Origin of the sequence: Streptomyces sp. NPDC052236, assembly GCF_044548015.1 — a bacterium.
In the GTDB taxonomy this organism is placed as follows: domain Bacteria; phylum Actinomycetota; class Actinomycetes; order Streptomycetales; family Streptomycetaceae; genus Streptomyces.
In genome coordinates this window covers 281,104-300,060 of record NZ_JBIUBL010000004.1, presented here as the reverse complement: position 1 = coordinate 300,060, position 18,957 = coordinate 281,104, and the positions used below count along the sequence as shown (strand labels likewise).

Below are 18,957 nucleotides of genomic sequence, written 5' to 3'. Positions count from 1 at the left end.
GCGGCGGCTCTTCCGCGGCGGCAGGGGGCCATTGACGGGCGGGGGCGGTGAGAAGTCAATGGAAGCGAAATGCAGTGTCTGATGACCCATCAGATGCTGTCAATATCGGACCGGCGCCACCGGAAGGTGACGCCGGTCCCTGGAGCCGGAACGAGTTCAGCTGAAGATGAAGGGGCCCGGCGACTGCCCCGTCGTGGCGTCGCAGCTCACGCCGACGCCGAAGATCGTCATCTGGAGCGCAGTCCCGTCGAAGTACGAGTCGAGGCTGTCACCGGAGGCGACGGTCCCGCTCAGCGGGCCAATTTTGACGGACGCGTTCGCAGCGAGGGCGGGGTTCTTCTTGCCGGTGAACAGCGTCGTGCCGGTGCCGTTCTTGGCAAGCGTGAGCTTCGCGTCGATCGTGTCCGCACCGACGGCGACCGGCGTCTTCACCGCCGAGGTGATCGTGATCGTCGCCGCCGTGCCGCTCTGGGTGGCGGCGAGCGTCGCCGCACCGCCGCCCCAGATCCCGCAGTCGTACGTGGCCGTCGCCGACGACGGCGCGACGGCCGCAGCCGCCGGGGCGAACGCCAGAGCGGTAACGGCCAGAGCTCCCGCCGCCACTGCCACACCAATGCCTGACTTGCTGCCTCGCATGGATTCTTCCCCTTTCACGTTTCAGGGAGTCGGTTGGCAGCCGCGCCGCCACGGAGCCGCGCGGGCATGCGGACGTACGGGCACACGGGCACGGCGCAGCGGGGCAGGGCTGCGTGAAGGATGCGCTCGGACCGTCCGTGAGCGGGGTGCGCACGCTGCACGGAACGAGGGACAGCCGACTCGGGACGGGACCGCGGCTCCCGCGTCCCGGACCGGGCCGCCCCGTAAATCTGACGGTCCGTCGGTTGATCTGCTGTTCATTGATGCGCAACCAGCCAACGATTGCAAGGGAAAGTGCCGTGATTGTTAAGGAAGTTGGGATAGCGGCGGTCGTCAGCCCGCTGTGACCGAGGCCTTGAGGATCCCGTCCGGACCGGCCAGCAGCACCGGCGTCGCGGCCCCGCCCAGGTCCCGTACGGCGGCACGGTCCGCGTCCGAGGCGGTGTCGGCCTCGGAGACGACGGCAGCGGCCTCCAGGGACTGGGCGCCGCTGGCGACGGCCATGGCGACGGCGGTCTGCAGCGCGCTGAGCTTGAGCGAGTCCAGCGCCACGGTCCCGGCGACGTACGTACGGCCGGTCTCGTCCCGTACGGCCGCGCCCTCGGGCACCGCGTTGCGGGCGCGGGCGGAGCGCGCCAGCGTGATGATCTTGCGGTCTTCGGGGCTGAGGTCGGTGCTCTGGGTCATGGGGTGAGCATAGATCGGCCGCCCGGGAAGACCCCGGGCGGCCGACGCGTCAGCGTGAAGTGGTCAGCTCCGACCGATCAGCTCTTGGCGCCCTTGACCAGCTTGTCGCCCATGCGCTTGGCCAGGTCGTCGAAGGGGTTCACCTTGGCCGGGGTGTCCGGCTTGTCAATCGGGTTGGTCGGCGTGGGGATGTACGCGGCGCGGATGGCACCGGTGCCCTGGTGGGCCACCAGAATGTCGAGCCTGTACGTCCCCACTTCCCCCATGTCCATCGACATCCGGAAGGCGTGCGACTCCTCGGCGACCGTAGGAATCGACAGCTTCTCGAGCTTGAAGGTGGCCTTCTCGCCGTCCTGAGTGAAGGCGACATCGGGGCAGCTCGCCAGCGCGGTACCGATCGCCTTCGTGAAGTCAGCGGCGCCGGTGCCGGGGAAGGTGAAGACGCTCTCGCTCAGGCTCGCGTCGTCGCTCTCCTTGAACTTGAAGTCCGCGTCCTTGCCCATCGTGGCGCCGACGACCTTGGTGGCGAACAGCGAGACGATCGGCTGGCAGGCGGGCTTGTCCGCCTTGGGCTCCTGCAGGTCCTCCACGGGAACCGTTTTGGCCTTCCAGTCGGCCGGCAGGTCCGCGACCTCCAGCGTCGCGGCCTTGAGCTGTGCGGCCGTCAGCGGAGCGCCATCGGCGGGCGCCTCAGCAGCAGTGTCCTTGGCCTCGCTCGCCGTGCCGGTCGGCTTCTTGTCGTCGTCGGAGGAACTGTCCGAGCCGCCGCAGGCCGCGGTCAGGAACAGCGCGGAAACAGCGACAGCGACAGCCGTGCCGCGACGTATATGAGTACGCATGAAGTGGTGACTCCCCATAGTTACGAATGCTCATGGGGAGCTTCCCCCCTCCCCGGATAACCGCCAGAGGATACACAATTGCCCAGCTCAGCCCGCAACCGGCCACGTCACCGGTCCAGGCGCAGCCGTTCCGCCTTCGGCAGCCCGGCCACCACCAGGTCGTACGAGTCCTCGATCAGCTCCCGCATCATCGCGTCCGGCAGTTCTTCCACTGTCACCGTGTTCCAGTGGCGCTTGTTCATGTGCCAGCCGGGCACGATCGCCGTCGGGTGCTCCTCGCGGAGCCGGACCGCGATGTCCGGGTCGCACTTCAGATTGACCGTCAGCGGCTGCCCGTCCAGCACGGACAGGGCGAACATCTTCCCCGCGACCTTGAAGACCGAGGCCTCAGGACCGAACGGAAACTCCTCCACCGCCGCGTTGAATTCGAGGCAGAACGCCCGCAACTCCCGCGCCTTCATGCTGCCGTACTCCCCTCGGGCCGACCCGCGGCCTCCACCGGCTCCGCCAGCACCGTAACGATCTTGTTCCGGCGGCCGGCCGGGGACTCCGCGGTCAGCCGCAGCGCGCGCCCGTCCGGCAGGTCCACCACCGCGGACGCGCCCGCGATCGGCACCCGGCCCAGGGCCTTGGCCAGCAGTCCGCCCACGGTCTCCACATCCTCGTCATCGAACTCGTCAAGGCCGTACAGCTCGCCCAGATCATCGATGTCCAGGCGCGCGGTGACCCGGAACCGGCCCGTGCCCAGCTCCTCGACCTGCGCCACCTCACGGTCGTACTCGTCCGTGATCTCGCCGACGATCTCCTCCAGGATGTCCTCGATCGTGACGATCCCGGCCGTGCCGCCGTACTCGTCGATGACAACCGCGACATGGCTGCGCTTCTGCTGCATCTCGCGCAGCAGATCGCCCGCGTTCTTGGTGTCGGGCACGAACATCGCGGGCCGCATCGCCGTGGAGACGAGATCCGCCTCCGACTCGCGGTTGATGTGCGTCTTGCGGACCAGGTCCTTGAGATACACGATGCCGACGATGTCGTCCTCGTTTTCCCCGGTGACGGGGATGCGCGAGAAGCCGGAGCGCAGCGCCAGCGTCAGGGCCTGCCGGATGGTCTTGTACCGCTCGATGCAGACCAGGTCCGTACGCGGCACCATCACTTCGCGTACGAGGGTGTCACCGAGCTCGAAGACGGAGTGCACCATACGGCGCTCCTCGTCCTCGATCAGCGACTCCTGCTCGGCGAGGTCGACCATCGCCCGCAGTTCGGCCTCACTCGCGAACGGGCCCTTGCGGAAGCCCTTGCCGGGCGTGAACGCGTTGCCGAGGAGGATCAGCAGCTGCGGGATGGGGCCCATGATCCTGGCGAGCGGAAGCAGTACGTACGAGGCGGCCGTCGCGGTGTTCAGCGGGTGCTGGCGGCCGATGGTGCGCGGCGATACGCCCACCGCGACATACGAGACGAGCACCATCACCCCGATGGCGACGACCAGCGCCTCCCAGTTCTCGCCGAACTCCTCCAGGCAGACGTACGTGACGAGCACCCCGGCCGCCATCTCGCAGGCCACCCGCACCAGCAGGGCGACATTGAGATACCGGGTGGGGTCGGAGGCGACCTCCGCGAGCTTCGCGGAGCCGCGGCGGCCGTTGCGTACGGCCTCGGCGGCCCGGAAGCTGGAGACGCGGGCGATACCGGCCTCCGCGCAGGCCGCCAGCCAGGCGACCACAACCAGCAGGACCGCCCCGAAAAGCAGCTCGGTCGTCATGAGACGGTCGGCGCCGGGGACGGGCCTGTATGGCCCTTCTCCGCCCGCCAGCCGTCGACGATCGCGGCCTGAAGGCCGAACATCTCGGCCTTCTCGTCCCGCTCCTCGTGGTCGTAGCCCAGCAGATGCAGCACTCCATGGACGGTCAGGAGCTGGAGCTCCTCGTCCATGGAGTGCTGGGTCGGGGCCTCTTCGCCCTGTCTCTTGGCTACTTCCGGACAGAGCACGATGTCACCGAGGAGCCCCTGCGGGGGCTCCTCGTCGTCCTTGGCCGGCGGACGCAGCTCGTCCATCGGGAAGGACATGACATCGGTCGGACCCGGGAGGTCCATCCACTGCATGTGCAGCTGCTCCATGGCGGCGGCATCCACGGCGATCACCGAGAGCTCGGAGAGCGGGTGGATGCGCATCCGCGCGAGCGCGTAGCGGGCGACATCGAGGATCGCCTGCTCGTCGACCTCTGTTCCGGACTCGTTGTTGACGTCGATCGACATGGTGCTCTGCTGCTACTTCCCGTTCGGGTGCCCGTTTTGGTCGTCGTACTTCTCGTAGGCGTCGACAATACGGCCGACGAGCTTGTGCCGGACGACATCCTGGCTCGTCAGCAGAGAGAAGTGGACGTCGTCCACGCCTTCCAGGATGGCCCGGACCTGGCGCAGCCCGCTCTTGGTACCGGTCGGCAGGTCCACCTGGGTGACGTCACCGGTGATGACGATCTTGGAGTCGAAGCCGAGCCGGGTGAGGAACATCTTCATCTGCTCGGCGCTGGTGTTCTGCGCCTCGTCCAGGATGATGAAGGCGTCGTTGAGAGTACGGCCACGCATGTACGCCAGCGGCGCGACCTCGATCGTGCCCGCCGCCATCAGGCGCGGGATCGAGTCGGGGTCGAGCATGTCGTGCAGCGCGTCGTACAGCGGGCGGAGATAGGGGTCGATCTTCTCGTAGAGAGTCCCGGGCAGGAACCCGAGCCGCTCGCCCGCCTCGACGGCGGGACGGGTCAGGATGATGCGGTTGACCTGCTTGGACTGCAGGGCCTGGACCGCCTTGGCCATGGCGAGATACGTCTTGCCGGTACCGGCGGGGCCGATGCCGAAGACGATCGTGTGTTTGTCGATCGCGTCGACGTACCGCTTCTGGTTGAGGGTCTTGGGGCGGATGGTCCGGCCGCGGCTGGAGAGGATGTTCTGGGTGAGCACCTCGGCGGGGGTCTCGGGCTCGCCGTTGCCGTTCTGGGTGGCCCTGAGCATGGCGATTGAACGTTCCACTGCGTCCTCCGTCATCGGCTGCCCGGTGCGGAGCACGAGCATCATCTCGTCGAAAAGGCTCTGGATCAGCGCGACTTCCCTCGCGTCGCCGACCGCGCTCACCTGATTGCCCCGGACATGGATATCGGCCGCCGGGAAAGCCTTCTCTATCACGCGCAGCAGGGCGTCACCCGAACCGAGAACCGTCACCATCGGATGCTTGGCTGGAACGCTGAAGTGGGCTCGTGCCTGCCCCGGCGCGGAGGCGGGGACGTTGGCGTTGGCTGTAGGTGTCTGAGTCATGGGCCGGCTCTGTGGCCTGCACATACCTCCCGTTGCAGGGTTCTCGCTGCTCGACAACCTCTGCCTCCAGACTACGACCTGGCAGTGACAAGACCGAGGGCTTTTCCGCGGGGCTTTGCCATGGGGCTGTGCCGGGGGCGTCCGGCGGGCTTTCCACGGGCTGGGCCTGCGGCTTTCGGGCGAGGCGGGAGGCGGGAGGCGGCTTTGGGGTGGGCGGCTCAGGCGGGGCCGCTGCCGGCCAGGTGCTCAGGGCGGGCCCGCTTCAAGCCGGGCGCCTCAGACCGGGCTGTTCAAGCCGAGCCGCTTCCGGCCGGGCCGCCTCAGGCCCGAGCCGCTTCAAGCCGCTGTTCAAGCCTGGCCGCTTCAAGCCCGGCCGCTCAGACCGAGGCCGCTTCCGACCGAGCGCGTCCTCAGGCCGAGCGGCCGAAGCCGATCGTCGGTACCGCTCTGCGCAGCGGCCACGGCCTGGCCGACGCGGGCAGCAGTGCCGCCAGGAACCCGTACCGGCGCAGCGCCTGGGGGTCCTGGTCGGCGCAGCCCTGGACGTACTGCCACCAGGCGGCGACCTCCGACCAGCCGGGCGCCGAGAGCGAGCCGCCGAACTCCTGCACCGACAGGGCCGCGGTCAGCCCGGCGAAGGCGAGGCGGTCGGCGAGCGGCCAGCCCGCGAGCGTGCCGGTGACGAATCCGGCCACGAATACGTCCCCCGCGCCCGTCGGGTCCAGCGCCTCCACCTTGATCGCGGGGACCTGTGCGCTCTCGCCGGACGCGCCGTCCACGGCGTACGCGCCCTCCGCGCCCAGCGTGACGACCGCGAGCGGAACCTTGTCGGTCAGCGCGCGGGCGGCGGCGAGCGGGCAGTCGGTGCGGGTGTAGCGCATCGCCTCCACGGCGTTGGGCAGGAAGGCCTCGCAGTGCTCCAGGTCGGCGAGGTCGTCCGGGTCCCAGCGGCCCGTGTCGTCCCAGCCGACGTCGGCGAAGACGCGGGTGCCCTTGCGGGCGGCCTGGGCGATCCACTCGGCGCGGCCGGGCGCGAGCGAGGCGATGGCGGCGCGCGCGGGCGGCGGGCACTCGGGGAGGGGGTCGGGCGGCGGGGCCTCGTGCCCGTGGGACACCATGGTCCGCTCGCCCTCGTACGCCATGGAGACCGTGACCGGCGAGTGCCAGCCGGGCACGGTGCGGGAGAGGGTGAGGTCTATGCCCTCGCCCTGTTCGAGGGCGTCCCAGCAGTACTCGCCGTAGTGGTCGTCCCCGAAGGCGGCGGCCAGCGAGGTGCGCAGCCCGAGCCGGGCGAGGGCGGTGGCCATATTGGCGACCCCGCCGGGGCTGGAGCCCATGCCGCGCGCCCAGGACTCGGTGCCGCGCACGGGAGCGGAGTCCAGGCCGGTGAAGATGATGTCGAGGAAGACGTTGCCGGTGAGGTAGACGTCGCACGCGGGGTCACCCGGGGTACGCAGCCCGGCGAGCGGGTCCAGGATGGCGGCGTGTTCCAGGATGTCGGCGTCTGTCAGCTGCTTCCCGTGGCGAATGGTCACCGTGCGCGCTCCCGTACGTGGTGCAGATCAGCCCATTCTGCCGGATGGAGCGGGAGCGGGAGGCGAGACGCAGGGGGTGGGTGGGCTACCAGCGAGGCAGGGCCGGGGTCGTCCAGTCCCCGTGGCCCGCCGCCTTGCGCATCGCGACGGCGTCGTCGCGGTCCCGCATCGCGCCGTCGTCGTCCAGCCAGCGCCGGTGGAGGCGGCTCAGGGCGTCGTGGTCGAGCTCGACGCCGAGCCCGGGGGCGTTACTGACATCGAGGCGGCCGTCCCGGAAGACATGGCGGGCGGTGATCACGTCGTCCGTCTGCCACGGGTAGTGGCTGTCGCAGGCGTAGTCGAGGTTGGGGACGGTGGCGGCGACGTGGGTCATCGCGGCCAAGCTGATGCCCATGTGGGTGTTGGAGTGCATGGACAGGCCGACCCCGAAGGTGCGGCAGATCGCGGCCAGCTCGCGCGTATTGCGCAGCCCGCCCCAGTAGTGGTGGTCGGACAGGACGACCTGGACCGCGTCCTTCATGAAGGCGCTGCGGATCTCGGGGAACGTCGTGACACACATATTGGTGGCGAGCGGGACCTCGGTCCCGGCCGAGACCTCGGCCATGGCGAGGGTGCCCGGCGTCGGGTCCTCCAGGTATTCGAGTACGTCCTTGAGCTCGGCGGCGACGCGCAGCGAGGTCTCCGGCGTCCAGCCCCCGTTGGGGTCCAGCCGCAGCGGATGCCCGGGGAAGGCTTCGGCGAGCGCCATGACCGCCGCGATCTCCTGCTCGGGCTCGAAGACGCCGCCCTTGAGCTTGAAGGAGCGGAAGCCGTAGTCGCGCACGAAGCGGCGCGCCTGCTCGACTATCCCAGCGGGGTCGAGGGCCGCGCCCCAGTCGTCGCGTTCGCCGCCATCGGGGTGCTCGGCCCAGCGGTAGAAGAGATACGCGCTGTACTCGACGGCGTCGCGGACCTTGCCGCCGAGAAGCGCGTGCACAGGCTGTCCGTACGCCTTGCCGAGCGCGTCCAGACAGGCCACCTCGAAGGCCGAGACGACGGAGAGCCGCAGCTTGCCGGCAGTCTGTACGCCACGCAGCCCGCCGACGTCGACGGCGTGATCCACGCGCGCGTGGGCGACGCCGACCTGATCGGCGAGGGCGAAGAGACCGTTGAGGTCGGCGGCGGAGCGGCCGGGCAGCCGCTCGGCGTACGGCCGGGCCAGCTCCAGGTACTTGGTGTCGCCGTAGGTCTCACCCACGCCGGTGATCCCGCCCGCCGTGTCGACCTCGACGACCAGGCGCGGGGTGTACGGCTGGTGCACGCCCTGCACATTGAGCAGCGGCGGGTCGCTGATGAGGACAGGGGTCAGCCGTACCTCGGTGATGATCAGATCCTTGTCCGGATCCATCTCACATCTCCCCCTATAGATGGCGTGCACACATCAGAACAGAGGTTATGTAGGTGAACGTCCGGCCGTCAACGTGCCCGCCTGCGCTGATCACGATCGGCACCGACACCGGTCAGGGCCGCTCGCTGGGGCGCGGTGAGCCTTTCGACTCTGGCTGTGACGGTGTAATCGCCGTTCACGGTACGCCGGAGGGCCACCGGATCGGCGAGTCCCGGGTGCTGTCCGGCGTCGCGCAGGGCGTCGGTGACGCGGTCCGTGGGCCAGTCCAGCGCGGCGGCGAGTCGTTCCACGGACAGCGGCGTACCGGCGTACAGGAGCGCGGCGAGCACCGTCAGCGCGTCACCCACTGCCGCTTCGGAAGGGCCGCCCGACATGTCGTCGCTGAGCTGCGCGAAGAACTGACCCATGCTGTCCAGCCGGGCTCCGGCGGGGGTGGCCGCGCCGAAGATCTCAGCGCCCTCGCGGGCCGCGTCGGCCCACATCCGGTGGGTGCGGGCGCTCGTCAGCCACGACCGGAGCCAGACGTCGTCATCGATGAGGTACCGCTCGCGCCGCCGCCTGGCGTCGCGTTCGCGGCGGACCACGTCCAGCTCCTCCAGATACCCGACGGCCTTGGATACGGAAGCGGGGCTGACCCGCAGCCGCTGGACCAGTTCGGCGGCGGTCAGGGCCCCGGAGTCGGTCGTGACGAGGCAGGCGAGCACCCGCGCCGCCATCCGCGGCAGCCCGGTCTGTGTCATCAGCGCCGCGAACTGCTCGGCGAAGGCGCGCGCCGCCTCGTCGCCACGTCCGTACGCGCCGACGGCGGCCGAGAGCTCCGGGGAGGGGTCCAGGTCCTGGCCGGGAACAGGCGTACGCCGACGGGCACGCCGCCCGGTGGCCTGGTGCGCGCGGTCCGCGCGGTAGCCGTCGAGTCCGCCGTTGCGGGCCACCTCCCGGCTGACGGTGGACGTGGGCCTGCCCAGCCGTCTGGCGATCTCGGCGTATCCGAGTCCTTCGGCCAGCCCTGCCGCGATGTCGTGGCGGTCCTGGTGGACCAGCCTGCCTCCGGGCATCCGGGTCGCCTCCTTGCGTGATCGTCGGTCCGGGGCCCAGTGTGCGTTCACCCGCAGCCCATTGCAACGGACAATCGGCAATGCATTGCATTTGACTCCAAGGTCATTGCAATAGCTGTCATCAAATTCCCGCTCATAGCGGCTGATTCCGCCGACATTTGTTTGACGATTGATAAAATGCAACATAGCTTTCCCACCACCTGAAGGTGGTGAGCTGATGACGGCAAGCGAGCAAGTCGTGCTCGATGTCGACGGACTGCGTATGCGGTACGGCACGACCGACGTTCTGCGTGATGTGACATTCCAGGCGCACCACGGGGAGGTGCTGGCGCTCCTCGGGCCGAACGGCGCGGGCAAGACCACCACGATCGAGATCATGGAGGGTTTCCGGATGCGCTCGGCGGGCCAGGTCGAGGTCCTGGGCACCGATCCGGCGCACGGCACCGAGCAGTGGCGGGCCCGGCTGGGAGTCGTACTCCAGTCCTGGCGCGACCACGGCAAGTGGCGGGTGCGCGAACTCCTCGCCCACCTCGGTACGTACTACGCCCCCTACTCCACCGACGCGATCCAGCGGCCGTGGGACGCCGACGAGCTCATGGAGACACTCGGCCTGACCGAGCACGCGGGCAAGAAGATCAAGACACTCTCCGGCGGGCAGCGGCGGCGGCTGGATGTGGCGATCGGCATCGTGGGCCGCCCCGAGCTGCTGTTCCTGGACGAGCCCACCGCGGGCTTCGACCCGGAGGCCCGGCACGACTTCCACGACCTCGTCCACCGCCTCGCCGCCGATCACCGGACGACGATCCTGCTCACCACGCATGACCTGGACGAGGCCGCCAAGCTCGCCGACCGCATCGTGATCCTGGCCGGCGGCCGGATCATCGCCGACGGCTCGGCGGACGAGCTGGCGCGGCGGACCGCGGGCGAGGACGAGGTCCGCTGGACGCGCGACGGGCAGCGCTTCGTCGCTTCGACCGCCGAATCGACCGGGTTCGTGCGCGGGCTGTTCCACCAGTACGGCGAGGCGATCGGCGAACTGGAGGTCCGCCGGGCCTCGCTGGAGGACACATACATGACCTTGGTACGCCAGGAGGAGACGGCCCGATGAGCGCGACGAGCGCGACCACCACGGCCGTACGGGCGGGCTGGACCCGCGGCCTGATCGAACTGCGGCAGTCGTTCACCAACGGCGCGGATCTGCTGTCCCACCTGCTGTGGCCGGTGATGATGCTGACCGTCATGTTCTTCATGCGGGACAGTGCCTTCGGGTCGGGTGGGCTGTTGCTCGCCACCCTCGCCCTGCCGAGCATCCTGGGCATGAACGCCGCGATGGGCATGGTCAGCATGAGCCAGGCCCTGACCGCCGAACGTGAGGACGGGACCCTCCTGCGCGCCAAGGCGACGCCGAACGGAATGCCCGGCTACCTCGTCGGCAAGGTCGTCGCGGTGGCCGGCGGCCTGCTCGCCGACCTCGCCATCCTGCTGATCCCCGGCATGCTCATCGTCGACGGCCTGGCGGTCACAGACCTGGGCTCCTGGCTGACCCTGCTCTGGGTGCTGGTCCTGGGCCTGATCGCGACCCTGCCCATCGGCGCGATCCTGGGTTCGGTGTTCTCCAGCGCCCGCGGCCAGGGACTGATCCAGCTGCCCGTCCTGGGCATGATCGCGATCTCCGGCATCTTCTACCCGATCACCTCGATGCCCGAGTGGCTGCAATGGGCCGGACAGCTCTCGCCGATCTACTGGCTCGGCCTGGGCATGCGTTCGGCCCTGCTGCCGGACGCGGCGGTCACGGTCGAGATCGGCGAGTCCTGGCGCCACCTGGAGACCATCGGGGTGCTGGGGGTCTGGGCCGCACTCGGCCTGCTCCTGGCGCCGGTCGTACTGCGCCGGATGGCGCGCGGGGAGTCGGGTTCGAGCGTGGCCGAGCGCCGCGAGAGGGCCCTGCGCCGGGTCGGGTAAGAGGTGAGAGGTGAGAGAGAGGGCGCTACTCCGGCCGTTCGAAGTCGTACGCCTCGACCTCGGCGATCAGACGCGCCCGCCGCTCCTCGTCATCGTCCAGGAACGACGCCACGAACGAATTGCGCGCCAGCTCCCGCAGCCGCTCGTCGTCGAGCCCCAGCGCCTCCCGTACCGCGTGGAAGGTGTCCCCGACGTAGCCGCCGAAGTACGCGGGATCATCGGAGTTGACCGTGCACAGCAGCCCCGCCTCCATCATACGCGCGAGCGGGTGGTCCTCCAGGGTGTCGACGGCCCGCAGCCGTACGTTCGACAGCGGGCAGAGCGTCAGCGGAACCCGGTCCCGTACGAGCCGCTCGACCAGCTCCGGATCCTCCATGCAGCGCAGCCCGTGGTCGATCCGCTCGACACCGAGGACGTCCAGGGCCTCCCGGATGTACGCGGGCGGGCCCTCCTCGCCCGCGTGTGCCACCTTGCGCAGCCCCAGCGCCGCCGCGGCCTCGTACACCTCGCGGAACTTCGACGGCGGATGCCCTACCTCCGCGGAGTCGAGACCCACCGCCGCGATCCTGTGCAGATACGGCTTCGCGGCGTCCAGCGTCTCCATCGCGGACGCGGCGGACGCGTCCCGCAGGAAGCACATGATCAGGCGGGTGGAGATGCCGTACCGCTCCTCGCCGCGGTCGAGCGCGCGGGCGAGTCCCTCGATCACCGTGGAGATGGGGACGCCGCGTGCCGTGTGCGCCTGCGGGTCGAAGAAGATCTCGGCGTGGCGCACGCCCTGCGCGGCGGCGCGCGCCAGATAAGCGTCGGCGAGCTCGGCGAAGTCGTCCTCCGTGCGCAGCACGGCCATCAGCCCGTAGTACAGGCCGAGGAACGACTGAAGGTCCTTGAAGAGGTAGGCGCGGCGGAGCTCTTCGGCGTCCTTGTAGGGCAGTTCGACGTCGTTGCGCGCCGCGAGCGCGAAGGCGAGCTCGGGTTCGAGGGTGCCTTCGATGTGCAGGTGCAGTTCCGCTTTGGGGAGGGGCATCAACCCATATTAGGCGCTGGGACGCTTACGTTCGTTTGGGTACGGGGACCCGCCACAGGTCCTGGGCAATGCTCAGCTCGCCCTCGAAACCGGCCGCGCGCGCCTGCCGCTCGAAGTCGTCGGGCTCGCTGTAGCGCTGCGAGAAATGCGTCAGCACCAGGTGGCGTACGCCCGCGTCACGGGCCACGCGGGCCGCCTGCCCGGCGGTCAGATGGCCGTAGTCCTCAGCCATCTGTTCGTCCCCGTCGAGGAAGGTCGACTCGATGACGAGCATGTCGCAGCCCTCTGCGAGCGCGTACGCGCCCTCGCAGAGACGGGTGTCCATGACGAAGGCGAAGCGCTGGCCTCTGCGTATCTCGCTGACCTGGCCGAGGGTGACGCCGTCGAGCACGCCGTCGCGCTGGAGGCGGCCGACGTCCGGGCCCTTGATGCCGTGTGCGGCGAGCTTGTCGGGCAGCATGCGGCGGCCGTCGGGCTCGGTGATCCGGTAGCCGTACGACTCGACGGGGTGCGAGAGCTTGTGGGCGTCGAGGGTGTACGACGGGGTGCTGGCCAGCACGCCGTCGGCGGCGACCGGGGCTTCGGTCAGCCGCACGGACTCGCGGTATGCCGTCGCGTACCGCAGCCGGTCGAAGAAGCGCTGTCCGGAGGCCGGGTAGTGGGCGGAGACCTCGTGCGGGACCTGGTCGAGGTTGATCCGCTGGATCACGCCGGCGAGGCCGAGGGAGTGGTCGCCGTGGAAGTGCGTGACGCAGATGCGGTTGATGTCGTGGGCGGCGACCCCGGCGCGGACCATCTGGCGCTGGGTGCCGTCGCCCGGGTCGAAGAGGATGCCCTCGCCGTCCCAGCGCAGCAGGTAGCCGTTGTGGTTGCGGTGCCGGGTGGGGACTTGGCTGGCGGTGCCGAGGACGACCAATTCACGTACGGACAAGGCTTTTACCTGCTATCCGGCTGTCCGGCTGTCCAGCTATCCGGGGGGCCATTCGAGGCCGCGCCCGCCGATGAGGTGGGCGTGGGCGTGGAAGACGGTCTGGCCCGCGCCGGCGCCGGTGTTGAAGACGATGCGGTAGCCGGGGGCGACGACCTTCTCGTCGGCGGCGACCTCGCCCGCCTCACGGATCACGTCGGCGAGGAGCGCGGGCTCGGCGGCGAGGGAGGCGGCGTCCGGGTAGTGCGCCCTGGGGATGACCAGGACGTGCGTCGGGGCCTGCGGGTTGATGTCGCGGAAGGCGACGGTGGTGGCCGTCTCGCGCACGACGGTGGCGGGCACCTCCCCCGATGCGATCTTGCAGAACAGGCAGTCGGCCTGCGGTTCTCCCGCCATGACAGGGCCTCCTCGCGGTGTGGTCGGTTCGACCGCATCGTATAGGCAGGAGACCATTGCGATCAGCTGGGAGTCACGGTCTCCGTCACGGTCACGGTGACAGTGGGCCGTGGCGGCTCGTTCGGAGTGCGCGTGGGCTTACGCGTCGGAGTGCGCGTCGGGGCGGCGTCGCAGTCTCCGAGCACGGTGGCCTCGAAGACGACCTTGCCGGCGATCCTGGAGATGAGCTCACCGCGTACGCACCGGCCCAGGCGCTCCTCCGTCACCTTGCCCTTGAGGGTGATGTCCTCGCCGGAGTCGGTCTCGCCCTGGCAGTCAACAGTGGCCGCGGCGCGGGCCGGCGACGCGCTGGAGCCTGCGGTCCGGGACCGGGTCCCGGTCCCGGTCCCGGTCCCGGTCGCTTTGGCGGAGCCTTCGGCCTTCGCCGTACAGCTGAGCCAGCGCACATCGAAGCCGATGCGCTCCAGGGTGCTCGTCCCCGTCTTGTCGGTGGTGACCGCGACGGCGACCGAACTCAGCGCGTCGCCGGCCGCCGGTTCGCAGGCCGCGAGGGACACAACTACCGCCCCGGCGGCGGCGATCGCGGCCAGGGCCCGGCGGTGACGTACTCGTATCAAGGCCCGCATGGAGGGCAGCGTGTCATCCGAGTGCCCTGAAGTAAAAGAGTGGTTGCGGCCACCTTGCCCCGCCGTACGGTCGTGCGATGACCAGAAGGCTGCGAAGCACGCGTCGGCTCGTCGTCGACGCGGGCACCGTCTATATGTGGTCGGTACGCCACAAGCCGCCCGCTGCGCCACGAGGGCACGAGGGCACGAGGGCACGGTGGGCGACACCGAGCGGGACTCGCTGAACCTGTACGAGCCCGGGGCTGTGCGCCGTCTGCTGGACGAGGCGACGGAGCGCGGACTGCTGCCAACCGTCGCCGGGACGTAGGCCTCGGCTCAGGACCAGCGGCCGGTGCGGCCGAGCAGCAGCGCCGTGGCGGCCGTGCCCGCCGTCGACGTACGCAGCACGCTGCGCCCCAGCCGGTACGGCTTCGCGCCCGCTTCCGCGAAGGCCGCCAACTCCTCGGGGGACACGCCCCCTTCCGGCCCGACGACCAGCACGATCGAGCCCTGGGCGGGGAGTTCGGCGGTGGCGAGCGGTTCGGCGCCTTCCTCGTGCAGTACGGCGGCGAAATCGGCTTCGGCCAGAAGTGACGCAACCTGCTTGGTCGTCGCGGCGTCCGCGACGTCCGGGAAGCGCAGCCTGCGCGACTGCTTGCCCGCCTCGCGCGCGGTGGCCCGCCACTTGGCGAGGGCCTTGGCTCCGCGCTCGCCCCGCCACTGGGTGACACAGCGCGCGGCGGCCCAGGGCACGATCGCGTCCACGCCGGTCTCCGTCATCGTCTCGACGGCGAGTTCGCCACGGTCGCCCTTGGGGAGGGCCTGAACGACGGTGATACGGGGCGTGGGCCCGGGCTCGTTGCGGAACTCGGACACCTCGACGATCAGCCGCTCCTTGCCCTCCGTCCGCAGGACGACACCGGCAGCCCCGCGCCCGTGCCCGTCCGTGAGCACGACGTCCTCGCCGGACCGCAGCCTGCGTACGGAGACGGCGTGCCGCCCCTCGGGCCCGTCCAGGGTCAGGACCGCGCCCGGCTCCACGTCCGCCAGCGAGTCCACGAGGAATACGGGCGCGGTCATCGGACCCTCCTGCCGAGCGCCAACGCGGCGCGCGCGGAGTCCAGTTCGGCGACCAGCACCTCGACCAGCCGCGCGGCGGGCAGCTCGCGCGCCAGCCGGTGGCCCTGTCCGGCCCACAGCGGCATGCCCTGGGCGTCGCCCGCAGCGGCGGCGGCCTTACGCAGGGGGCTGGTGAGGTGCGCCACCTCGGGGTAGGCGGCGGGGGCGTACGGGCCGTGCTCGCGCATGAACCGGTTGACCAGCCCACGGGCGGGCCGCCCGGTGAAGGCGCGGGTGAGTTCGGTGCGTACGAACACCGGGTTGGTCATTGCCTGCTTGTGCAGCGTGTGCGCGCCGGACTCCGGACAGACCAGAAACGCGGTCCCGAGCTGCGCGGCGTCCGCGCCGGCCGCGAGCACGGCGGCGACCTGCCCGCCGCGCATCAGCCCGCCGGCGGCGATGACCGGCAGGTCCACGGCGTCGCGGACCAGCCCGATGAGTGCGAGGAGCCCGATCCCGGCGTTGTCGGCGGCGGGGTCGTCACGGTGGGTTCCCTGGTGGCCGCCCGCCTCGACGCCCTGTACGCACAAGGCGTCGGCACCGGCTTGCCGCGCGGCCCGCGCCTCGTCGGGCGTGGTGACCGTCACGACGGTGTAGACACCCGCCTCGGCGAACGAGCCGAGCACCTCGCGGGACGGACAGCCGAAGGTGAAGGAGACGACCGGCACGGGGTCGTCGAGGAGGACGGCCAGCTTGGCCTCGTACCCGTCGTCCCGTCCCTGGTCGGGATCGCCGAGGGGCGTCTCGTACCAGGCGGCCTCACCGGCGAGCTGACTGCGGTAGACCCCGACGGCGGCGGGGTCGGCGGTGCCCGGCTGCGGCATGAAGAGATTGACCCCGAAGGGGCGGCGCGTGAGCCCGCGAAGCTGTTTGATCTCCTGGTACATGACGTCTGCGGTCTTGTACCCGGCGGCGAGAAACCCGAGACCGCCGGCGTCGGACACGGCGGCGGCGAGAGCGGGGCAGGATGCGCCGCCGGCCATGGGGGCCTGCACGATCGGATACCGGGAGAGATCGGTCAGTGCGGTGGGCATGGGTGCATGTTCCCACGGAGCGGGCGTTAGGTCCTTGTCGGGGGCTCTGCCCCCGAACCCCCGCGCCTCAATCGCCGGCGGGGCTTGAAATCAAGCCCGTCCGGCGATTGAGGACCGGGGTCTGGGGCGGAGCCCCAGTTCGGGAAGGGGCGGGTAGGGGAACAAGCCCCGCGCAGCGGCCACCCGCACCACCGCGACCCGCACCCAACACCTACCGCCCGTTGAACGCGTCCTTCAGCCGCGAGAACAACCCCTGCTGCCCCGGCTGGAACTGCCCCGTCGGCCGTTCCTCCCCCCGCAGCTTCGCCAGGTCCCGCAGCAGCCTCTCCTGCTCCGCGTCCAGCTTCGTCGGCGTCATCACCTCGACGTGCACGATCAGGTCACCCCGGCCCCCGCCCCGCAGGTGCGTGATGCCGCGCCCGTGCAGCGGCACCGACTGGCCGGACTGCGTGCCAGGGCGGATGTCGATGTCCTCGACCCCGTCCAGCGTCTCCAGCGGGCACTTCGTGCCGAGCGCCGCCGCCGTCATCGGCACCGTCACCGTGCAGTGCAGATCGTCGCCGCGCCGCTGGAACTGCGCGTGCGGCAGCTCGTGGATCTCGACGTACAGGTCGCCCGCGGGTCCACCGCCAGGGCCGACCTCGCCCTCGCCCGCCAGCTGGATACGCGTCCCGTTGTCGACGCCCGCCGGAATCTTGACCGTCAGCGTCCGGCGCGAGCGCACACGCCCGTCGCCCGCGCACTCGGGACACGGCGTCGGCACCACCGTGCCGAAGCCCTGGCACTGCGGGCACGGCCGCGAGGTCATGACCTGGCCCAGGAAGGACCGCGTCACCTGCGAGACCTCACCGCGCCCACGGCACATGTCACACGTCTGCGCCGAGGTCCCCGGCGCCGCGCCCTCGCCGCTGCACGTCGTGCAGACCACGGCCGTGTCGACCTGGATGTCCTTCGTCGTGCCGAAGGCGGCTTCCTTGAGGTCGATCTCCAGGCGGATCATCGCGTCCTGGCCCCGCCGCGTACGCGACCTGGGGCCGCGCTGCGACGCCGTACCGAAGAACGCGTCCATGATGTCGGAGAAATTGCCGAAGCCACCCGCTCCGAAGCCGCCCGCGCCCCCGCCGCCCGACTGCGACAGCGGGTCACCGCCGAGGTCGTAGACCTGCTTCTTCTGCGGGTCCGACAACACCTCGTACGCGGCGTTGATCTCCTTGAAGCGCTCCTGCGTCTTCGGGTCCGGATTCACATCCGGGTGCAGTTCACGGGCAAGTCGGCGGAAAGCCTTCTTGATCTCGTCCTGTGAAGCGTCGCGGCGCACGCCGAGTACGGCGTAGTAGTCCGTGGCCACTTACGACTCCGCCAGGATCTGTCCGACGTAACGTGCCACTGCGCGTACCGCTCCCATCGTTCCGGGGTAGTCCATGCGGGTCGGTCCGACCACGCCTAGTTTGGCAACTGCCTCGTCGCCCGAACCGTAGCCGACCGCGACGACGGACGTGGAGTTGAGTCCCTCATGAGCGTTCTCATGACCGATACGTACCGTCATGCCCATGCCCGAGTCATTGGCTTCGCCGAGCAGCTTGAGCAGCACCACATGCTCCTCGAGCGCTTCCAGCACCGGCCTGATCGTCAGCGGGAAGTCGTGTCCGAAGCGGGTCAGATTGGCGGTGCCGCCGATCACCAGCCGCTCCTCGGTCTCCTCGACCAGAGTCTCCAGCAGGGTCGCCAGCACCATGGAGACGGTGGAGCGGTCCTCCGGGTCGAAGGAGTCGGCCAGATCCTGCACCAGCTGCGGCACATCCGCGAAGCGGCGGCCGACGATCCGGCTGTTCAGCCGGGCCCGCAGGTCCGCGAGCGACGTCTCACCGAAGGGCGCGGGACAGTCGATCATGCGCTGTTCGACCCGTCCGGTGTCCGTGATGAGCACGAGCATCAGACGGGCGGGCGCGAGTGAGAGGAGTTCCACATGCCGGACCGTGGAGCGGGTCAGGGAGGGGTACTGGACGACCGCGACCTGCCGGGTCAGCTGCGCCAGCAGCCGTACCGTACGGCCGACGACGTCGTCCAGGTCCACTGCTCCGTCGAGGAAGTTCTGGATCGCGCGGCGCTCGGGCGACGACAGGGGCTTGACGCCCGCCAGCTTGTCGACGAAGAGCCGGTAGCCCTTGTCCGTCGGGATCCGCCCGGCGCTCGTATGAGGCTGGGCGATGAACCCTTCCTCCTCCAGCACGGCCATGTCGTTGCGGACGGTGGCCGGGGAGACGCCGAGCTTGTGCCGCTGGGTCAGCGCCTTGGAGCCGACAGGCTCCTCGGTGCCGACATAGTCCTGGACGATGGCGCGCAAGACCTCGAGTCTGCGTTCGCTGAGCATCGCGCACACCTCCAGACAGTGGTTCGTTGGTGACCCCTTGGCACTCATGAGGTCCGAGTGCCAGCGT

General features: G+C 70.0%; 21 protein-coding genes. 3 read left to right on the top strand and 18 right to left on the bottom strand.

Translation table 11 applies throughout. From position 1 onward, the window contains the following. Positions 1-156: 156 nt before the first annotated feature. From ACIHCQ_RS10090 to ACIHCQ_RS10045, 10 genes are all read right to left on the bottom strand, one after another. Positions 157-636: a hypothetical protein gene (locus tag ACIHCQ_RS10090; protein ID WP_399659798.1), complete on the bottom strand. Its 480-nt coding sequence runs from the start codon at positions 634-636 to the stop codon at positions 157-159. A 333-nt stretch (positions 637-969) separates the two neighbouring features. After that, a complete protein-coding gene (locus ACIHCQ_RS10085; protein ID WP_399659795.1) occupies positions 970-1,323 on the bottom strand; it encodes a cytidine deaminase in 354 nt (117 codons plus the stop codon). A gap of 77 nt (positions 1,324-1,400) precedes the next feature. Next, positions 1,401-2,162: a hypothetical protein gene (locus ACIHCQ_RS10080; protein WP_399659792.1), complete on the bottom strand. Its 762-nt coding sequence runs from the start codon at positions 2,160-2,162 to the stop codon at positions 1,401-1,403. Between the two features lie 107 nt (positions 2,163-2,269). Further along, positions 2,270-2,623 (bottom strand): MmcQ/YjbR family DNA-binding protein, encoded by a 354-nt coding sequence (locus tag ACIHCQ_RS10075; RefSeq protein ID WP_399659789.1) that lies wholly within the window; start codon positions 2,621-2,623, stop codon positions 2,270-2,272. Continuing rightward, on the bottom strand, positions 2,620-3,924 hold the full coding sequence (locus tag ACIHCQ_RS10070) for a hemolysin family protein (protein WP_399659786.1): 1,305 nt from the start codon (positions 3,922-3,924) through the stop codon (positions 2,620-2,622). Before ACIHCQ_RS10070 ends, ACIHCQ_RS10075 begins: the two co-directional genes overlap by 4 nt. Beyond that, a complete protein-coding gene (ybeY, locus tag ACIHCQ_RS10065) occupies positions 3,921-4,418 on the bottom strand; it encodes an rRNA maturation RNase YbeY (RefSeq protein WP_399659784.1) in 498 nt (165 codons plus the stop codon). The genes ACIHCQ_RS10070 and ybeY overlap by 4 nt, the downstream gene beginning before the upstream one ends. Positions 4,419-4,430: 12 nt before the next feature. Further along, a complete protein-coding gene (locus ACIHCQ_RS10060) occupies positions 4,431-5,471 on the bottom strand; it encodes a PhoH family protein (RefSeq protein WP_399659781.1) in 1,041 nt (346 codons plus the stop codon). Between the two features lie 410 nt (positions 5,472-5,881). Beyond that, entirely contained in the window at positions 5,882-7,006 is a 1,125-nt protein-coding gene (locus tag ACIHCQ_RS10055) for a carbohydrate kinase family protein (RefSeq protein WP_399659778.1), read from the bottom strand. An 85-nt stretch (positions 7,007-7,091) separates the two neighbouring features. After that, positions 7,092-8,393, bottom strand: a complete 1,302-nt coding sequence (locus ACIHCQ_RS10050; protein ID WP_399659776.1) for a glucarate dehydratase family protein — start codon at positions 8,391-8,393, stop codon at positions 7,092-7,094. Positions 8,394-8,461: 68 nt separating this feature from the next. After that, entirely contained in the window at positions 8,462-9,448 is a 987-nt protein-coding gene (locus ACIHCQ_RS10045) for a MarR family transcriptional regulator (protein WP_399659773.1), read from the bottom strand. Positions 9,449-9,665: 217 nt separating this feature from the next. Here ACIHCQ_RS10045 and ACIHCQ_RS10040 point away from each other — a divergent pair, with 217 nt between their 5' ends. Then, positions 9,666-10,556: an ABC transporter ATP-binding protein gene (locus ACIHCQ_RS10040; RefSeq protein WP_399659772.1), complete on the top strand. Its 891-nt coding sequence runs from the start codon at positions 9,666-9,668 to the stop codon at positions 10,554-10,556. Beyond that, entirely contained in the window at positions 10,553-11,410 is an 858-nt protein-coding gene (locus tag ACIHCQ_RS10035; RefSeq protein ID WP_399659769.1) for an ABC transporter permease, read from the top strand. The genes ACIHCQ_RS10040 and ACIHCQ_RS10035 overlap by 4 nt, the downstream gene beginning before the upstream one ends. Positions 11,411-11,435: 25 nt before the next feature. On the opposite strand, the gene ACIHCQ_RS10030 is transcribed toward ACIHCQ_RS10035, so the two are convergent. The 4 genes from ACIHCQ_RS10030 to ACIHCQ_RS10015 form a co-directional block, all read right to left on the bottom strand. Beyond that, positions 11,436-12,437, bottom strand: a complete 1,002-nt coding sequence (locus ACIHCQ_RS10030; protein WP_399659766.1) for an adenosine deaminase — start codon at positions 12,435-12,437, stop codon at positions 11,436-11,438. A 25-nt stretch (positions 12,438-12,462) separates the two neighbouring features. After that, positions 12,463-13,368, bottom strand: coding sequence for a ribonuclease Z (locus tag ACIHCQ_RS10025; RefSeq protein ID WP_399659763.1), 906 nt, complete (start codon positions 13,366-13,368; stop codon positions 12,463-12,465). A 36-nt stretch (positions 13,369-13,404) separates the two neighbouring features. Then, the gene (locus ACIHCQ_RS10020; protein WP_399659760.1) at positions 13,405-13,761 is read right to left on the bottom strand and encodes a histidine triad nucleotide-binding protein; all 357 of its coding nucleotides are present in this window, start codon (positions 13,759-13,761) and stop codon (positions 13,405-13,407) included. A gap of 62 nt (positions 13,762-13,823) precedes the next feature. Next, positions 13,824-14,387 (bottom strand): hypothetical protein, encoded by a 564-nt coding sequence (locus ACIHCQ_RS10015; protein ID WP_399659756.1) that lies wholly within the window; start codon positions 14,385-14,387, stop codon positions 13,824-13,826. 136 nt (positions 14,388-14,523) lie between these two features. Between ACIHCQ_RS10015 and ACIHCQ_RS10010 the strand changes: the two genes are divergently transcribed. After that, complete coding sequence (locus tag ACIHCQ_RS10010; protein WP_399659754.1) at positions 14,524-14,694, top strand: hypothetical protein; 171 nt, start codon at positions 14,524-14,526, stop codon at positions 14,692-14,694. Between the two features lie 8 nt (positions 14,695-14,702). On the opposite strand, the gene ACIHCQ_RS10005 is transcribed toward ACIHCQ_RS10010, so the two are convergent. The 4 genes from ACIHCQ_RS10005 to hrcA all read right to left on the bottom strand — a co-directional run bounded on the left by ACIHCQ_RS10005 (position 14,703) and on the right by hrcA (position 18,890). Continuing rightward, positions 14,703-15,446: a 16S rRNA (uracil(1498)-N(3))-methyltransferase gene (locus ACIHCQ_RS10005; RefSeq protein ID WP_399659751.1), complete on the bottom strand. Its 744-nt coding sequence runs from the start codon at positions 15,444-15,446 to the stop codon at positions 14,703-14,705. After that, complete coding sequence (locus tag ACIHCQ_RS10000) at positions 15,443-16,519, bottom strand: nitronate monooxygenase (RefSeq protein ID WP_399659749.1); 1,077 nt, start codon at positions 16,517-16,519, stop codon at positions 15,443-15,445. Before ACIHCQ_RS10000 ends, ACIHCQ_RS10005 begins: the two co-directional genes overlap by 4 nt. A gap of 211 nt (positions 16,520-16,730) precedes the next feature. Continuing rightward, complete coding sequence (dnaJ, locus tag ACIHCQ_RS09995; RefSeq protein WP_399659746.1) at positions 16,731-17,867, bottom strand: molecular chaperone DnaJ; 1,137 nt, start codon at positions 17,865-17,867, stop codon at positions 16,731-16,733. Next, complete coding sequence (gene hrcA / locus ACIHCQ_RS09990) at positions 17,868-18,890, bottom strand: heat-inducible transcriptional repressor HrcA (RefSeq protein WP_399659743.1); 1,023 nt, start codon at positions 18,888-18,890, stop codon at positions 17,868-17,870. Positions 18,891-18,957: the final 67 nt, after the last annotated feature.

Coding starts and splice junctions, on each gene's coding strand:
- ACIHCQ_RS10080 (WP_399659792.1), bottom strand. CDS start 2,162: ATGCGTACTCATATACGTCGCGGCACGGCTGTCGCTGTCGCTGTTTCC.
- ACIHCQ_RS10090 (WP_399659798.1), bottom strand. CDS start 636: ATGCGAGGCAGCAAGTCAGGCATTGGTGTGGCAGTGGCGGCGGGAGCT.
- hrcA (WP_399659743.1), bottom strand. CDS start 18,890: ATGCTCAGCGAACGCAGACTCGAGGTCTTGCGCGCCATCGTCCAGGAC.
- ybeY (WP_399659784.1), bottom strand. CDS start 4,418: ATGTCGATCGACGTCAACAACGAGTCCGGAACAGAGGTCGACGAGCAG.
- ACIHCQ_RS10035 (WP_399659769.1), top strand. CDS start 10,553: ATGAGCGCGACGAGCGCGACCACCACGGCCGTACGGGCGGGCTGGACC.
- ACIHCQ_RS10045 (WP_399659773.1), bottom strand. CDS start 9,448: ATGCCCGGAGGCAGGCTGGTCCACCAGGACCGCCACGACATCGCGGCA.
- ACIHCQ_RS10005 (WP_399659751.1), bottom strand. CDS start 15,446: ATGACCGCGCCCGTATTCCTCGTGGACTCGCTGGCGGACGTGGAGCCG.
- ACIHCQ_RS10000 (WP_399659749.1), bottom strand. CDS start 16,519: ATGCCCACCGCACTGACCGATCTCTCCCGGTATCCGATCGTGCAGGCC.
- ACIHCQ_RS10060 (WP_399659781.1), bottom strand. CDS start 5,471: ATGACTCAGACACCTACAGCCAACGCCAACGTCCCCGCCTCCGCGCCG.
- ACIHCQ_RS10050 (WP_399659776.1), bottom strand. CDS start 8,393: ATGGATCCGGACAAGGATCTGATCATCACCGAGGTACGGCTGACCCCT.
- ACIHCQ_RS10040 (WP_399659772.1), top strand. CDS start 9,666: ATGACGGCAAGCGAGCAAGTCGTGCTCGATGTCGACGGACTGCGTATG.
- ACIHCQ_RS10015 (WP_399659756.1), bottom strand. CDS start 14,387: ATGCGGGCCTTGATACGAGTACGTCACCGCCGGGCCCTGGCCGCGATC.
- ACIHCQ_RS10030 (WP_399659766.1), bottom strand. CDS start 12,437: ATGCCCCTCCCCAAAGCGGAACTGCACCTGCACATCGAAGGCACCCTC.
- ACIHCQ_RS10085 (WP_399659795.1), bottom strand. CDS start 1,323: ATGACCCAGAGCACCGACCTCAGCCCCGAAGACCGCAAGATCATCACG.
- ACIHCQ_RS10070 (WP_399659786.1), bottom strand. CDS start 3,924: ATGACGACCGAGCTGCTTTTCGGGGCGGTCCTGCTGGTTGTGGTCGCC.
- ACIHCQ_RS10020 (WP_399659760.1), bottom strand. CDS start 13,761: ATGGCGGGAGAACCGCAGGCCGACTGCCTGTTCTGCAAGATCGCATCG.
- ACIHCQ_RS10075 (WP_399659789.1), bottom strand. CDS start 2,623: ATGAAGGCGCGGGAGTTGCGGGCGTTCTGCCTCGAATTCAACGCGGCG.